A 15,189-nucleotide genomic window follows, 5' to 3' on the forward strand; every position below is an offset into this window, starting at 1 on the left:
CCCGCCCCGTAACGCACCACCGTGTCAAACAACAAAAATGAGATGCACCCATGAGTAGTTTAAATGAGCGATTACCCCTTAAATAGCAAGGGATTCAATAAAATCAAAATATATTGTCTTGATGCAATAGCGAGTGGGGGAAACCACGCCAGTTGCTCATGGGGGGAACCCCCAAGACCGCACTGGCTCCCCAAGACCGCGCTGCATCGCTTTTATGAAAATTGCATTTTTAGTTTACTCAAAACCTTACTTAGTAAGGGCTATGGCTATTATTTTATAAAAATTTATCATAGCCACCCTAGGAGAGCCAAGTTCCACCCGGTTAAACCTCAAAAACCTCTTGCCTCTTGCCTCTTGCCTCTTGCCTCTTGCCTCTTGCCTCTCCTCACCAAAACTTTTTCAGCAAGCCCTAATTACTTAACTGTGGCACCTGCCAGAGTTTGATTATCTTTTTACCACCACTAGTAGCAATTGTCTGGCAATCAGGACTAATCGCAAAATATTCAATTGGATTTGGAAAACCATTTAGGGTATAGATTAGTTTTTCATTAGCAAAATCCCACACTTTTATGGTTTTATCTGCACTTCCACTGAACAACTTCTTACACTTAGCACCGATAGCTAATTCTTCCACATAATTGGTATGATCATTTAGACTGTTGACTTCTTCCCCAGTATCTAGATTCCAGACTTTGATAGTATTGTCAGCACTAGCACTAAACAATCGTTGTCCATCCGGACTTATGGCTAGAGAATTCACAAAGCTCTCATGACCTTTGAGAGTGTCGAGCTCTTCCCCAGTGTTGATATCCCAAATTTTAATCGTTTTATCGGCACTAGCACTAAATAGTTGTTGCTCATTCTGACTAATTAATAAAAAGTTAATTGAACTTTTATGACCTTGGATAGTGCGGATTTCTTGTCCCGTGTTGATATCCCAAATCTTAATGGTCTTGTCGGCACTAGCACTAAATAATTGTTGTCCATCCGGACTAAACGCTAGATGATTAATATAACTTTTATGACCTGGGATAGTGCGGATTTCTTGTCCCGTGTTGATATCCCAAATCTTAATCGTCTTATCGGCACTAGCACTAAATAATTGTTGTCCATCCGGACTAATAGCTAGATAATTAACATAGCTATTATGACCTTCGAGAGTGTGGATTGCTTCTCCCGTGTTAAGATCCCAAATTTTAATCGTTTTATCGGCACTAGCACTAAATAATTGTTGTCCATCCGGACTAATTACTAGATAATTAACCCAACTTGAATGACCAGTGAAAGTTTTAGTGTCAACTACAGATAATTCTTGAGCAGATATTTCTTGATATTTTCTCAGGGAAGCATTATAGGATTTATACAATAGCCAACCACCAGCACCAAATAATCCAACCACCAGAGCCAATATCCCTCCTAACCACCATCTTCTTCTTGGGGGTTTTACAAATTCCGTTTCTATAGAAATATTGGGTTGAGATTTAGTTTGAAAGCTTTGGTTGGTTGTACTCCCTTCTATATTAGTATTAGCCTTTGAAATACTAATCAAAGAATAAATATTAGCTAGATCATTTAAAATTTGCTGAGTCTTCTGAGGTCGAGCTGCTGCGGTTGGTGCCATCAAACTATCAATAAAGTCTGCTAGCTGCTCAGATATTTGAGGAGCATGATCACGCCAATGAAATTGATCATTTAACGGATCATAAACACTCTGATCTGTGACTGATTTGCCAGTCAGTAAATAAACAAAGGTTCGCCCCAGAGCATAAAAATCAGACTGTGGGACTGCATAGCCTTTTTCTTGCTCTGGGGGAGTATAGCCATGGGAACTAATCTTGGTAACACTGCCTCCACCACCGATTTCCGCTAGGTAGGTATAGGTCAACTCTCTAGCGGTGCCAAAGTCAATCAATACCAGTTGCCCATTGGCACGGAGCATGATGTTTTCTGGCTTGATATCGCGATGGAAATAGTTTTCTTGGTGAACAAGATGCAAAATCTCTACTATCTGCTTTAACCATTTAAGGGCTTGCGGTTCTAAAATCGGGTGATTGCCCTGTTGCCTCATCCACTGCTTCAAGTTAAGTCCATCAATTTTCTCCATGATGATGCAATGCAGGGGCTCCTTACTATGTCTAGGAAAAAACTGAAAGTAGCCCTCTGGATCGATTTGAGGGATACCGGGATGAGTCAGCTGGCTCAATACAGCTGCCTCTTGGCGAAATAGTTCAATAATTTTGGATTTCGAGTTGTGCTCCGGCTTAAGGACTTTTAGAATTTTTGGTACTGCCCCGTTGTAAGCTTCGTAAACCTTACCAAAGCCACTTTGGTCACTCAACAGGCGCATCACCCGATAGCGACCTTGTAATAACAAATCTGAGCCACAATGGCGACAAACCAGATTCGTCATGTTCCCTGGGTCATCTGGCTGAAGACACAGGGGATTGATACAGTAGCTCATGCCTAGCTACAAAAAGATAGTGGTCTTATCCCAATATTAGGATGGGGGTCTTGAATTAATCTACTCAAAGCAATATTTTCGCTCATTACGCCCCTAGTAGCTCAACAGCAGGAGTGAACAGATCAATATATAGGTTTTTATAGAGTCAGCTAGCAAGCAAAACTACCCACATTCATGGGGGAGATGTAGCCAGCGGTAGGAGCTTTTAAGCTCCGTGATGCTCTCTGTGATTCTCAATATAACGCCTAACTGTTTCAGAGCTGACGTTACCGGCAGTACTGACAAAATAACTTCGAGTCCAAAGGGAAGGGAGTCTAAGCAGGATTGGAAACTCTTGTCTGAGATATCTTGATGACCTTCCCTTAACTCGATTTACTACGTCTTTGGCAGATAGGCAAGGGTAGGCATTAACAAACAGATGAACGTGGTCAGGCTGGATTTCAAGGCTGATTAACTTGCAGTCGAGGTCTGTACAAGACATCTCAGGGCTGGCTAGTTAACAGTGACGCTAACGGAGCCGCAAACATAATCACAAAGGTAGCCACAAGGTTAGGCATCGACCTAACTAGAGTGGGTAGGGCTGTTTTGACTCAGCCGAGACGAATACAACTGTATGCTTCCACAACCTCAGTATAAAGGTCTGAAGAATCCCCCATCTTTCAAGTGGGGGAGAAGTCAAATGCTAGTACAAAGTGGCGGTCATGGAATGCAATTGTTGCCTAATTTTGCCTAAGTGCTGCTCCAGTTCCTTAGGAAAAAAGTTACCTTTATTTATTTAACTATTTATAGTTGCAATTAAACTATCAACCGTCAACCGTCAACATCCTTTCCCGACAGACTACAATATCGTATCAATTCAATGTCCCCTCAAGCAGGTGGCAATCTACACTAAAACTGGTACATTGTAAAGAAGTATGTCAAAAAGCCCAGCCCAGCCAAGAACTAATCTATGAACTGTGTTGCTGCCCCAGACAGGCAATTATCCCGATTTTCCCTGCCTCAAAATACAGTCCCCTACTTGCAACAACTGACCATATTCTGTGATTTTGACGGTCCCATTGTTGATGTTTCCAATCGCTACTACAGCACGTACCAGCTAGCACTAACCGATACTCAAGGGTTCTACCAAGCTCAAGGTATAACCTTACCAATCCAGACCATGAGTAAACAGCAGTTCTGGCACATGAAGCAAGAACGCATCCCTGACGAGGAAATTGCCATGCGCTCAGGGTTACGAGGAGAGCAAATCGATTTCTTCTTGGGGCGTGTGATCAAGATTGTGAATGAATCTGCCTTATTGAACAAAGATCAGCTGCAACCAAACCTAAACTGGGCCTTAGCTTTGCTGCATTCTTATGGCATCCGACTCGTTCTGGTGACATTGCGTTCCACATCTCAGGTCAAACAGATATTGAGCAATTACGGTTTAACTCGTCTTTTTAGCAGCATTTATGGCACAACAGAAAACCACCATGCTTATCAAAACTATGCTCAGGTTAAACAGGAACTTCTCCAACAAGCCCTCTGTGACCATAGTGCTTCATCCTACACGGAACAATCTCTGTTAGCTGAACCATCGGTATCTGCTTGGATGATTGGTGATACAGAAGCCGATATTCTCGCAGGACAAGCCCTCTCAATTCCGACTATAGCTCTAACCTGTGGCATTCGTTCTGAATCATATCTCAAGCGGTTTGAACCTACTCATATCTGTAGCGACATACTTTGTGCCACCTCTTATCTATTAGAACTCTCTAGAGCTGTTGGCTCTACCGAACTTGCTATGTAAAAGCGATGCAGTGGCTCTACGGGCGTTTCCCGCACTCGCGCTTTGCATCAAGACACTGTTAGGAAATAATTAGTATAATCCTGATTGAGCGGGAGTTTTAGTTTTTGATAGAATAATTTTTTATAAATCAACCGCTCAATGATAATTAGTGAGCAATAAGCGCGGTTTTATGCATAATAGGTTCGGTAGAGCCATAACCTTCAACCTTCAACCTTCAACCTTCAACCTTCAACCTTCAACCTTCAACCTTCAACCTTCAACCTTCAACCTTCAACCTTCAACCTTCAACCTTCAACCTTCAACCTTCAACCTTCAACCTTCATAAAGCATTAGGATTGCTCCATTGAATTGCACCACTGCCACCACCGATTGAGTGGATAGTAGACGACTGGTGCCCAAAGACTACTGAGAATTGCAGAACAGATGGCAATACGCTGATGGTCTGTCCAGATTTGTGCTAATTGGCGAGAGCCTTGAAAACTATGCTGAATAGCGGTCACTGTTTCCCCAACAATCGCCATGCCAAACACAATTAAAGCTACTGAAATAAAATCTTCCTGAATATACCGCTGCTTTTGAATTAGAGCAGTCAAGATCCCAACGATGGCAAGGCTATAGACATGGGTAGGCTCAGGGAATGTCATACCATCTTGTACTAATCCCAATACCAACCCTGCGAATGCTCCTTGAAACGCTGTGCGTTTAATGCTCCAGGCAACAACCCAAATCAACAGCCAGTTGGGAGCGATTCCCAGTAATTCCATTCCCGGTAAACGTGTCAGTAATAAGATTGAGCAGAGGATAACTGAACTAACTGTCACTGCCCAATTGATTGTTCGACGAACCCAAATAGAAAACTCAGACGTGTTGGTCATTGGTGATTAGTCATTGTTGATTAGTCATGGGTCATGGGTCATGGGTCATTTGGATCAATAATCACCCACTCCAGATAACTCATCGGGGCTGTCAACTCAATAATCGCCTCTGGGGCTGGACTTTTGTCAAGAATAACAGACTCTACACGTCCTAGGGGTAAACCAGCTGGGAAAAGCTGGCTGACAGTGGAGGTAGCCACAGCATCACCAGGACGGACGTTTGGCACTTTATCAAAAAACTGCATTATTGCCCGATTAGTTCCTTGTCCACGCAAAAAACCCATGCTACGGCTACGGCTGATCACGGCACCTACCTTACTAGTGGGGTCACTGATCAGCAAGGCACGACTGGTGTGGGGTGTCACGGTAACGACTCTACCCACTACACCGCCAGGTGCCATAACAACGAAGCCCTTTTTGATCCCAGATTCACTCCCTCTTCCCAGAATGATTTCTTGCCACCAGCTGTCAGCGCTACGTCCCACAACAGGCGCAACAATTCTTAGTTTCTTCGGGGTTTTTTTATAACCTAACAGCTCTTTTAGCTTCTGGTTTTGGGTTTTGAGTTCCTCTACCTGCTGTTGTAGTTCCAGTGTCCGCGCATTAGAGAGGCTTTCTTCTTTAGCAGGTAGCGATTGAAAAGGGCGGGTTATCAATTGATAGATTTCAAAAATTGTTGCACCCTGAGTTCTTCTAAGTAACCAAGCAGCAATTAGGGTAAGACTCCCCAGCATAATTGCTACTCCATGTCTCCCCCACCAGCGACGCAGCATGTACATAGCCTATCCATAAAATAGTCAGATTTTGGCTAATCAGTGAGTTTTTACACTAGCCACACTCAATCTACACTCTTAAGATATTGAATAAAAATACTCTTTAAGGTTGATGTTTAATAGCTGACCATTACATATTACGGGAACGTCCACTAAACACCCGCTCTAACTGTTTGTAGTTCTCTAAGACTCGACCAGTTCCCAAAACAACACAGCTGAGGGGATCAGCTGCCACATGGGTTACAATGCCGCTTTCATGACTAATCAGTGTATCTAATCCTTTCAATAAAGCACCACCACCCGCCAGCATAATACCTCTATCAATAATATCAGCTGCCAGCTCGGGGGGAGTCCGTTCTAGAGTGCGCTTAACAGCATCAACAATAACAGAAAGGGGTTCTGCCATACTTTCACGAATCTCTGGTCGTTTGATCGTAACAGTTCGTGGCAAGCCAGACAGCAAGTGTAATCCTCGCACTTCCATGGCAGCTTCATTATCGTCAGGTGTTGGATAGGCTGAGCCAATGCGGATTTTGATGTCTTCTGCTGTCCGTTCCCCAATTACTAGGTTATGGACTTTTTTCATATACTGAGTAATTGCTTCACTCAGTTCATCTCCCGCAACACGCACTGATTCGCTTAGAACTGTTCCCTGCAAACTTAGAACTGCTACCTCAGTGGTGCCTCCACCGATATCAATAATCATGTTACCTGTTGGTTCTGCTACAGGTAATCCAGCACCAATGGCTGCTGCTACTGGTTCATCAATTAACCTAACTTCTCTAGCACCAGCCTGTAATGCGGCTTCCATGACGGCTCGTCGTTCCACACCTGTGACACCGCTAGGGATACCAATCACAATCCGAGGTGAAACTAGGGCTTTGCCTTCGTTTACCCGCTGGATGAAGTGCTTCAGCATCAGTTCAGCGGTATCGAAATCAGCAATCACACCATCCCGTAAAGGACGTACGGCAACTACATTACCTGGGGTTCTGCCCAACATCTTTTTTGCCTCTTCGCCTACGGCTAGGGGAACCTTTTCGTCTTGATCAATGGCAACCACAGAAGGCTCTTGAAGAACAATGCCTTTACCAGATACATAGACTAAGGTGTTAGCTGTACCCAGGTCTATACCCATGTCCCGTGACAGGGAAAAGTGATTCAAAATACTCACTAGTTTCTACGCCTCACAAAATGCTGTGTACAACCGAAATTGCACCGGAACTGTAACTGAGGTGGATTCTATTATGTTTTTTCCAGTTAGTCTAGTACGCTAGTACACTAGGTCATTATGATTCTCCGGATACTATTTGGAAGAAATTTCTGCGAATACACCCAGCTGCAAATACATAACGGTTTCATCGGCTCAAGTTAAGCTCCAGTTAACTAGAATATTGTTGATGACTGACTTGCTTCGGTGACTTAAAATAAGTCTTAAAATAAGTTAGTAATTGTTATACACCAGCTGAATCTGTTATTGTAGAGCCATAATCAGTACAAAAGTACCAATATAACTATGAGTCTCAATGTTGTCCATTTAGTCGGTCGTGCAGGTACAGACCCAGATGTTAAGTATTTTGAGTCTGGGGGTGTATTGTGTAAACTGGCCTTGGCAGTGAGACGACGGACACGCAATAGTGATCAGCCTGACTGGTTCAACTTAGAGATTTGGGGGAAGACGGCGGAAGTAGCTGCTAATTATGTGCGTAAAGGTAGCTTAATTGGTGTAAAAGGGTCTTTGAAAATTGACACTTGGAGCGATCGCACCACCGGAGCTGATCGCTCACAACCTGTGATCCGAGTAGAGCGCCTTGATTTACTTGGCTCTAAGCGTGATACTGATCCGAGCGCTGTAAGTAGCTATGATAACACCGAATTTTGAATAGTTTTGATTTATACTCAAACCTCATAACTAGTCTAGCTATTAGCTTTCGAGGAAACTAATAGCTAGACTAGTATAGGTCTGGATTTCTACCCTAAGTTCCCTGAGTAAAAACTAAAATACTTAGGGCTAAGAAACTTAGCTCTAAAACATTTAGGTCTACTGCTTACCTAATGCTATGAACTAGATCTATTGCTTTTCAGCCAATTCCTGTGTTTAGGTGATTACTTACCAGTTGCCGAGCACTAGTTGCCGAACACTAGTCAAACATGCTTCAGACGATGATTGTCTGATCCTACAGGTTCACCAAGAAGCCGTCTTACCTCAGTTTATGACCTGGCTAACCAGGTGGGCACTGTCGAATATCGCTTGAAGTTTCTGGGTATTTTCCCAGTCTACTGCCGCAAATCCGATTAGTTCCCTTATATATATGAGCATAGATCAAAAAACACTATTGGCAGTCACCAACTTCCCAGTAAAACCTGCTGACTCTATTGTAGTAGCTGCTCAAAATATCTGCAACATCTAGGTGTTTGACCACATAAATGCCTAGCAGGAGAAAATAGTGTAATAAGACTTTACTGATTTTGTTGACATTGGAACTATTGCGTGACTACAATCATTTCCTTAAATACTAACCATTTCCAAACCTTAGACTTGTCTCCAGCTCAGACAGTGGTTGAAGGGTGGCTGCAAGACGGTGCGATCGCAAACTATGAGCAGCAGCTAGGCTTTAAGATTGATTTTGATTGCGATCCTGAGGATCCACGAGAATTCTCAGAGATCCCAGAGGTGCGGTTATGGTTTGTGCGCTTGGATGCTACCTATCCCTGGTTACCTTTTCTACTAGATTGGAAATCTGGGGAATTCGTCCGCTATACTGCTATGCTAGTGCCCCACCAATTTAATCGTACAGAAGGCATCCAGTACAACTCTGAAGCCTTAGAAATTTTCGTGATGCAGAAGATCTTTGTACTTAGTCAATGGTTAAAGCAGTGGGGTATACAAAGCCAATCCCGCCTCAAGTCGATGGCTCAGTTACTTGGCTATGAACTAGATGATACTTTGTTTGATCTGATCGAAATCTCAGGGGGTGATATCAAGTCCGGTTGAATACCCATCATAAAGAAGATTGATGGGGAGATGGGGAGATGGAGCCGGGGCTGATAAGTACAAGAAACGCTATAGTTGGAGAAGAGATACGATGAATGGGCAGTTTATGCCTGTGCAAAGTATAAGTCCACATCGGGTTGATTATCATCTCAATCAACCCCTATAGCTTCAGCTTTCCATCCTCCCTCAACAGAGTTTGGGGATAACAGAAAAGCGCCTTTATTACTTTCTCAACAAATACTGGGAGCCTATTAGCTACCCCAAATTTGCTCTAATACAGTTTCCGGTTTGATATCGGCAATCCGACCGGTAGGTGATTGAATACCGTATACCCCCTCCTTGGCAGGTAGTAGTTTTTTGGCCTGTGTCGGACCAAACAAGGCAATGGTAGGAGTACCAACAGCTACAGCTAGATGCATCGGTGCACTATCGGTACACAGCATCAAATTAGCACCAGCAATCATGGCTGCCAATTTTCCAATATCTTCTGGAGCAGTAACAATGATGTCACGATGGTACTCGATCATAGCCTGGCACCATTCTGCATCCTCTGGCCCTTTTAGCAAGACAATGGGCAGATCTGGTTGTTTTTGGCGAATGTCCTCAACAATCTTCTGCCATTGCTCAACTGGGTAGATTTTATCAATTCCTTGGGACAGAGCGAGTTGACTAGAACCGCCATGAATAAGAATGTAGCCAATTTCTGGAATCTCTAGCTGTTGCTGTTGAGCTTCTGCCCACTCAATATCTGATTTGGGAACTCTAACCGCGAGTTCTTGACAAGGAACGTTAATACCGAAACCTAGTAGTAAGTCGTGGTACATATGGGCAGCATACTGCTCAGTTTTTAGGGGCACAGGGTTGGTAAAAAACAAATCCCTTGAACCAGCTTGGTAACCAATTCGACGCACAATACCAGTCATCCAGAGCAACAGCCCAACTGACCACCGACGTCCCAGGGTCATCGCAGCATCGTACTCGCGATCGCGGATCACTCCCAACAAGTTACCAAAATCTGCGAGACCATTGCGGTCTTTAAAATCAAAGGTTAGAACTTCATTGACTGACTGACAAACCCGATAAGCCCCCTTGGCTCGCGGTTCCACAATAACGTCAATCTCAGCTTTGGGATAATACTGTTTTAGTTGTGAGAGGGTGGGAAAGAACAGGATTTGGTCGCCAATTCCACCAGGAACAAGGGCTAGTATTCTCATCTCAAATTACTTGAGCTTACGGATCAGTTTAATTTTAACTTGACGCTTGAACGACTAATTCTGAATTATATCCAGGGCATATTATCCTAAGCTCAGCCATGAAGCAGCAGCTAAGAGGTAGAATATCGTGCATTTATTAATTCCAGCAGCCGGAATGGGACGACGGATGGGGAGCGATCGCAATAAGCTTCTTTTAACACTTCTAGGTAAACCAATACTGGCTTGGACACTGCTAGCAGCAGAGAAAGCCAGTAGTATTAGCTGGATTGGGATCATGGGACAACCCTATGACTGGCCAGAGTTTAAAGCAATTCTAGCTGAACTTGCCCTATCTAAACCTGTGGAGTTGATTGAGGGGGGTGAAACGCGGCAAGAATCTGTCTATAATGGCTTGCAGGCTTTACCAGCAGAAGCCAAAAGGGTGTTGATTCACGATGGTGCTAGATGCTTAGCTAGCCCTGAGTTACTGGCACGGTGTGCCCAAGTCTTAATGGGTTGTCCCGGTCTAATTGCCGCTGTGCCAGTCAAGGATACGATTAAAGTGGTGGATGAAGCCAATCTTGTTCAAGATACACCGGATCGGAAGGGATTGTGGGCAGCACAGACACCCCAGGGATTTGAGGTGAAGTTGTTGAAACAGTGCCATGACCAAGGACGTGAGGCTGGCTGGGAAGTTACGGATGATGCCGCTTTGTTTGAACGGTGCAGCTTGCCAGTAAAGATTGTGGAAGGGGAGGAGACGAATTTGAAGGTAACTACCCCAGTTGATTTAGCGATCGCAGAATTTATCTTGCGCCAACGTTTTGAACTCAGTGGAACCGAATCTAGTTAATTAATTAACCATGATTAATCATAGTTTATGTTGCCCAAGGGAATGGAAAATTTCCACATACCAATAATGAAATTACTATGGAGATCCAACAACGCCACCCTTGGCCAGTCAATAGTGAAGAAGCCAAAGCAATTCAACAACAACTACAACCTGAGGTAATTTGTGAAGATCAGTTGGGGGAAGTCCAGTATGTTGCGGGTGTGGATGTAGGTTTTGAGGAAGATGGTGCTATATCACGGTCAGCAGTAGCAGTTTTAAGCTTTCCTGACTTGCAGCTGAGGGAAAATGCGATCGCACGCAGACCCACTACCTTTCCCTATGTACCAGGCTTCCTATCATTTCGAGAAGTCCCTGTAGTACTGGATGCTTTGGAAAAAATTAGCATTATCCCTGACTTAATTTTGTGTGATGGTCAGGGCATTGCCCATCCTCGTCGCTTTGGTCTTGCCTGCCATCTGGGGGTACTGACAGATATTCCTACCATTGGTGTGGCTAAGTCGCGATTCATTGGTGATCATGAACAGTTGCCCGAAAACAAAGGTAATTGGCAACCGCTGAGGGATGATGGAGAAATCATTGGAGCCGTTGTGCGTACTCGGACTGGAGTTAAGCCAGTCTATGTTTCCATTGGTCATCGCATCAGCTTACCCACAGCAATTGATTATGTGTTGCGCTGCACATCTAGGTATCGATTACCAGAAACAACTCGCTGGGCTGATCAACTAGCATCAAAGTGAAGTTAGAATTTAGAATTTAGAATTTAGAATTTAGAATTTTACATTCTTCATTCTACATTCTACATTCTTCATTCTTCATTCTTCATTCTGCCTTCTTCATTCTACATTATTCATTCTACATTCTTCATTCTTCATTCTTCATTCTACATTCTTCATTCTACATTCTTCATTCTTCATTCTTCATTCTACATTCTGCCTTCTTCATTCTTCATTCTTCATTCTTCATTCTTCATTCTTCATTCTTCATTCTACATTCTACATTCTACATTCTACATTCTTCATTCTTCATTCTTCATTCTTCATTCTTCATTCTTCATTCTTCATTCTTCATTCTTCATTCTGCCTTCTACATTCTACATTCTACATTCTACATTCTACATTCTACATTCTACATTCTTCATTCTACATTCTACATTCTTCATTCTACATTCTACATTCTACATTCTACATTCTTCATTCTACATTCTACATTCTTCATTCTACATTCTTCATTCTTCATTCTTATGGTAATACCTCTTATTCTAATCGATTCACCCGTTCCTTGAGTTCTATTACTAAGGTAGCAAGACGCTTAAACATTGGGTGATCAGCGTCTACGCTGCTATAGCTATCAGTTGGTGATGGTCCCTGGTGTTGAGTGGGTCGATTACTATCAGGAACTGACTGGCTGACCTGACGTAACTTAGTCTCTAACTGATTGAGTTTAAATCTCAAGTTAATTATCTCAGATTCAAGAGAAGAAATCCGCGATTCTACAACAGTTATAGAAGCTGTGGCTGGTGGAATAAACTGTGAGATAAAAATTCCTAAGATTAAGCCAAAAGCGAGTATTACGATTGTTCGTTTCAAAGTAGTACAACCCCATTAGTTATCTTACTACCCATTATGAGATACTCTTAAACCGTCATTAATCGGGATCATCCAGTATGAAACGGTCAAGGTGCAATTTATTGTTGTCCGAGTGAGGAGTGGTCATGCAGTAATTGGAGTTGAACTTTCCACCCATCTGTCTGGACGTTCCTGGCATCTCGACCAGGAGTTGCTTGAAAGCCTGAGCAAAGCTCATGTTTACAATCAATCCAACCAAGCTCAACTGCATCAAGCAGACTCAGTCCCATCCCTTTCAAGAAACGCGCGGTACGACGCAACAATACTGCCATTACCTCGGTCTTATTCATGTACCGAGTTAGTTCCTTGTCCGTACCCCGAGCAAGGATGTTTTTGGCAGCATTGTGGTCAGCCTGTAACACGACCCCATTAAATCTGCTAAAGTTGTCCCCGCTCCTTTTCCCCAACAGGGTTCCAGTCACGGAGTCAACTTGCGACGTGTAACTAGGCTGGACTTCTGTCACAATCGACCCAGTCCAATCAGCCCATTTTTGTAATGAGTCCCGCATTTGACCCTTCATCCAGCTATTAAGCTTGCGAGACATGGCTTTGGACTGACGTTTTCCTTTAATCGGTTGTGTTAAATCTTCTGCAAAAATTTTAAGTGACTTCCCATTAAAAAGAGACTTAGATGCGGCTCCTATGATAGCCGTTAATTCTGACTGATTTTGTCTGTAACGCTTGTTCTCTGTTTTTCTGCTTAAGTTATTTTTAAGAATACGATCCGACTTAGCTGGGTCTATTTTTTCTAGTTTTCTATGAAGTGCCCAAAGCTTTCCTCTTTTGCGGTTTTTGGCACATATACGAACGGACTTTTTGGTGGTAACTTTGCCTAACCCTTTCCCATGCGCTTGACCCTCTGAATCATAGAAAGCCTCCGTGTATCCCTTGTCTACTCCTACAGGGCGACGTTCACCGGGAATTTCTACATTTCCATGGTCTACAAGAAAATGAATCTCAAACCTTTGCAGAACTTGGTTATGTATCAACCGAATTTGTCCTTTTATTTTTCGGTTAGATCTGACGATTATCCTGTTTCTCTTTCCTCTCCTTAATCCAGCTAATTCTAGTTGGTATGTATTGCGAGAGAGTCGTTTGCATTTATAACCCACTTGTTGATAAACTATCTGGTTCTTAACCCAGGAATGTCCCCGCTGGAATTCTTTCCTAACTAGTCTATGCAGCAGTGGGTTTTCCAAAAAAGCTAAGGTTTTAAGCTGTTTGCAAAGTTTTTTCCTGGTCTTTTGGTTTTCTTTCCCCGGAAACCTTCTATAAATTTTCTTTATTACCGCATCGATACAGGCTGCCTGCTGGGCTGTAATGGCTTTTGCTACATCATTGATAGTCCAGTCCATTATTTTGGCAGGCAACCCCAGAGTATCTGGAGTCCTGAAGCTTTTTACTTCCGGGATAGCCTTTTTCCAGTCCAGTCCCCAATGCTTGATGCTCCCCAGCTTGTTGTAAGACTCAGCTCTAACGATGCCTAGTTTTTTCATTGTAGACAGCAACTCAGTCTCAATCGACTCAGTCATCCCCACTACGGGGACAATTTGAGTCGATAGCTTTTTGGTTACGCCTACTTTTTTTGACATCGTCAACTGGTGTGTCTTCTTTCTTGATTTAGATAGATTTCTAGCGCTAGCAAAACGTCAATGTCGGTTTGGTACGGTTAAAAACCGTTTTATACCTATTTATTGGGGTTTAGTTGCGTGACTCGTTCCTTTGGACTTTCATTGTAACCATTCAACTATCAGCAGTAAGCTGAAGGGCTACAGGCATAGTATGAATGGCTGATAGCTGATAGCGCTAGACTGAATAGTTACATTGATAGTGACATTAAGATAGCCAAGATCTAACAAAAAGAGCGAGTCACTCATGAAACCGCTCTTTTTGATAAGGGGATAAATAGTTAAGGACAAAGTAGAATTATAAATTTGTCTTAGGGATATTTTAACCCAAAGACATCGCTCCTTAGACATAGTTTTTATGCTCCTCCCTGATTGCTCAGGCTTTAGGCTGTTTCCAACCAGTCATAAATTTTATCTAATTGCTCCAGAGTTACCAAACCATACTGCCAAAGAATCATTGGCAAAAGTCCTGGATCTTGTTCCCGGTGTCGTTGTGCGATCGCAATTGAATCTCTGGAAATTGCTAACTCTTCTTGGAGAAAATGCAAGAATTTTGTATAGGTTTTTGGTGCCATAATTAGTTGTATTTCACCTCCTTTAATAGGCTCTATTTGGGAATTAGTAATCTGAATGTGTAAACCATCAGTAGCCACTATCTCATCTGTCCACTAGGAAATTACGAGTGTCGGTTATACCTGACATAGAAACAGTAGGAAATTTTCAGGTTTTAAGGATAATTAATCCCATAGGAAAGTAGTTGACTTTCCCAATCATCACCCGACTAGGATTTAGGATGACAGGAATAGCACTCTAGTATCCCTGTATAAATTTTCAGGGTTAGGAGGCTGATTACCTGTGTCCTAAATCACTGCCAACCTGAGATTCTCGTCAACCTAGAACAGCAATCTTATGTGTCTTGATGCAGTCGCTCATGGGGGAAACCACGGCAGTCGCTCATGGGGGAGACCACGGCAGTCGCTCATGGGGGAAACCCCCA

Annotated in this window: 14 protein-coding genes, 1 other RNA gene and 1 pseudogene; 6 read left to right on the forward strand and 10 right to left on the reverse strand. The window is 43.0% G+C overall.

Translation table 11 applies throughout. The features are described 5' to 3' along the window. Window positions 1–409 precede the first annotated feature (409 nt). Both F6K20_RS05470 and tnpA read right to left on the reverse strand, forming a co-directional pair. The gene (locus F6K20_RS05470) at window positions 410–2,461 is read right to left on the reverse strand and encodes a protein kinase domain-containing protein (protein ID WP_071104659.1); all 2,052 of its coding nucleotides are present in this window, start codon (window positions 2,459–2,461) and stop codon (window positions 410–412) included. 205 nt (window positions 2,462–2,666) lie between these two features. Then, window positions 2,667–2,915 (reverse strand): annotated as a pseudogene (gene tnpA, locus F6K20_RS05475) (IS200/IS605 family transposase); the annotation flags it as partial. A gap of 495 nt (window positions 2,916–3,410) precedes the next feature. Here tnpA and F6K20_RS05485 point away from each other — a divergent pair. Both F6K20_RS05485 and F6K20_RS05490 read left to right on the forward strand, forming a co-directional pair. Continuing rightward, window positions 3,411–4,250, forward strand: a complete 840-nt coding sequence (locus F6K20_RS05485) for an HAD family hydrolase (protein WP_287251399.1) — start codon at window positions 3,411–3,413, stop codon at window positions 4,248–4,250. A 169-nt stretch (window positions 4,251–4,419) separates the two neighbouring features. Beyond that, window positions 4,420–4,575, forward strand: coding sequence for a hypothetical protein (locus tag F6K20_RS05490; RefSeq protein WP_287294018.1), 156 nt, complete (start codon window positions 4,420–4,422; stop codon window positions 4,573–4,575). Between the two features lie 4 nt (window positions 4,576–4,579). On the opposite strand, the gene mreD is transcribed toward F6K20_RS05490, so the two are convergent. The 3 genes from mreD to F6K20_RS05505 all read right to left on the reverse strand — a co-directional run bounded on the left by mreD (window position 4,580) and on the right by F6K20_RS05505 (window position 7,036). Beyond that, window positions 4,580–5,125, reverse strand: coding sequence for a rod shape-determining protein MreD (gene mreD / locus F6K20_RS05495; RefSeq protein WP_008186442.1), 546 nt, complete (start codon window positions 5,123–5,125; stop codon window positions 4,580–4,582). A 38-nt stretch (window positions 5,126–5,163) separates the two neighbouring features. Continuing rightward, complete coding sequence (gene mreC / locus F6K20_RS05500; protein ID WP_287294021.1) at window positions 5,164–5,904, reverse strand: rod shape-determining protein MreC; 741 nt, start codon at window positions 5,902–5,904, stop codon at window positions 5,164–5,166. A 124-nt stretch (window positions 5,905–6,028) separates the two neighbouring features. Continuing rightward, entirely contained in the window at window positions 6,029–7,036 is a 1,008-nt protein-coding gene (locus F6K20_RS05505; protein WP_008186438.1) for a rod shape-determining protein, read from the reverse strand. A 378-nt stretch (window positions 7,037–7,414) separates the two neighbouring features. Between F6K20_RS05505 and F6K20_RS05510 the strand changes: the two genes are divergently transcribed. After that, window positions 7,415–7,780: a single-stranded DNA-binding protein gene (locus F6K20_RS05510; RefSeq protein WP_075900051.1), complete on the forward strand. Its 366-nt coding sequence runs from the start codon at window positions 7,415–7,417 to the stop codon at window positions 7,778–7,780. Between the two features lie 299 nt (window positions 7,781–8,079). Here the strand turns inward: F6K20_RS05510 and ssrS are convergent. Then, window positions 8,080–8,262, reverse strand: a non-coding RNA gene (ssrS, locus tag F6K20_RS05515) — 6S RNA. Window positions 8,263–8,389: 127 nt separating this feature from the next. On the opposite strand from ssrS, the gene F6K20_RS05520 reads away from it, so the two are divergent. Then, a complete protein-coding gene (locus F6K20_RS05520; protein ID WP_008186432.1) occupies window positions 8,390–8,893 on the forward strand; it encodes a CRR6 family NdhI maturation factor in 504 nt (167 codons plus the stop codon). 251 nt (window positions 8,894–9,144) lie between these two features. Here F6K20_RS05520 and F6K20_RS05525 read toward each other — a convergent pair whose 3' ends face one another. Next, a complete protein-coding gene (locus F6K20_RS05525) occupies window positions 9,145–10,107 on the reverse strand; it encodes a glycosyltransferase family 9 protein (RefSeq protein WP_287294024.1) in 963 nt (320 codons plus the stop codon). A 127-nt stretch (window positions 10,108–10,234) separates the two neighbouring features. Here F6K20_RS05525 and ispD point away from each other — a divergent pair, with 127 nt between their 5' ends. Beyond that, window positions 10,235–10,939 carry a 2-C-methyl-D-erythritol 4-phosphate cytidylyltransferase gene (ispD, locus tag F6K20_RS05530; RefSeq protein WP_287251391.1) on the forward strand — a complete coding sequence of 235 codons (705 nt, stop codon included), beginning with the start codon at window positions 10,235–10,237 and terminating at the stop codon, window positions 10,937–10,939. A gap of 77 nt (window positions 10,940–11,016) precedes the next feature. Further along, window positions 11,017–11,676: a deoxyribonuclease V gene (gene nfi, locus F6K20_RS05535; RefSeq protein ID WP_287251390.1), complete on the forward strand. Its 660-nt coding sequence runs from the start codon at window positions 11,017–11,019 to the stop codon at window positions 11,674–11,676. A 516-nt stretch (window positions 11,677–12,192) separates the two neighbouring features. On the opposite strand, the gene F6K20_RS05540 is transcribed toward nfi, so the two are convergent. From F6K20_RS05540 to F6K20_RS05550, 3 genes are all read right to left on the reverse strand, one after another. Further along, window positions 12,193–12,525, reverse strand: coding sequence for a hypothetical protein (locus F6K20_RS05540; RefSeq protein WP_287294026.1), 333 nt, complete (start codon window positions 12,523–12,525; stop codon window positions 12,193–12,195). 98 nt (window positions 12,526–12,623) lie between these two features. Continuing rightward, a complete protein-coding gene (locus tag F6K20_RS05545; protein ID WP_287294028.1) occupies window positions 12,624–14,156 on the reverse strand; it encodes a zinc ribbon domain-containing protein in 1,533 nt (510 codons plus the stop codon). Window positions 14,157–14,575: 419 nt separating this feature from the next. Beyond that, window positions 14,576–14,767: a DUF2949 domain-containing protein gene (locus F6K20_RS05550; RefSeq protein ID WP_044493838.1), complete on the reverse strand. Its 192-nt coding sequence runs from the start codon at window positions 14,765–14,767 to the stop codon at window positions 14,576–14,578. Between the last annotated feature and the right edge of the window lie 422 nt (window positions 14,768–15,189).

Source organism: Moorena sp. SIO2C4 (assembly GCF_010672485.1).
GTDB lineage: Bacteria > Cyanobacteriota > Cyanobacteriia > Cyanobacteriales > Coleofasciculaceae > Moorena > Moorena producens.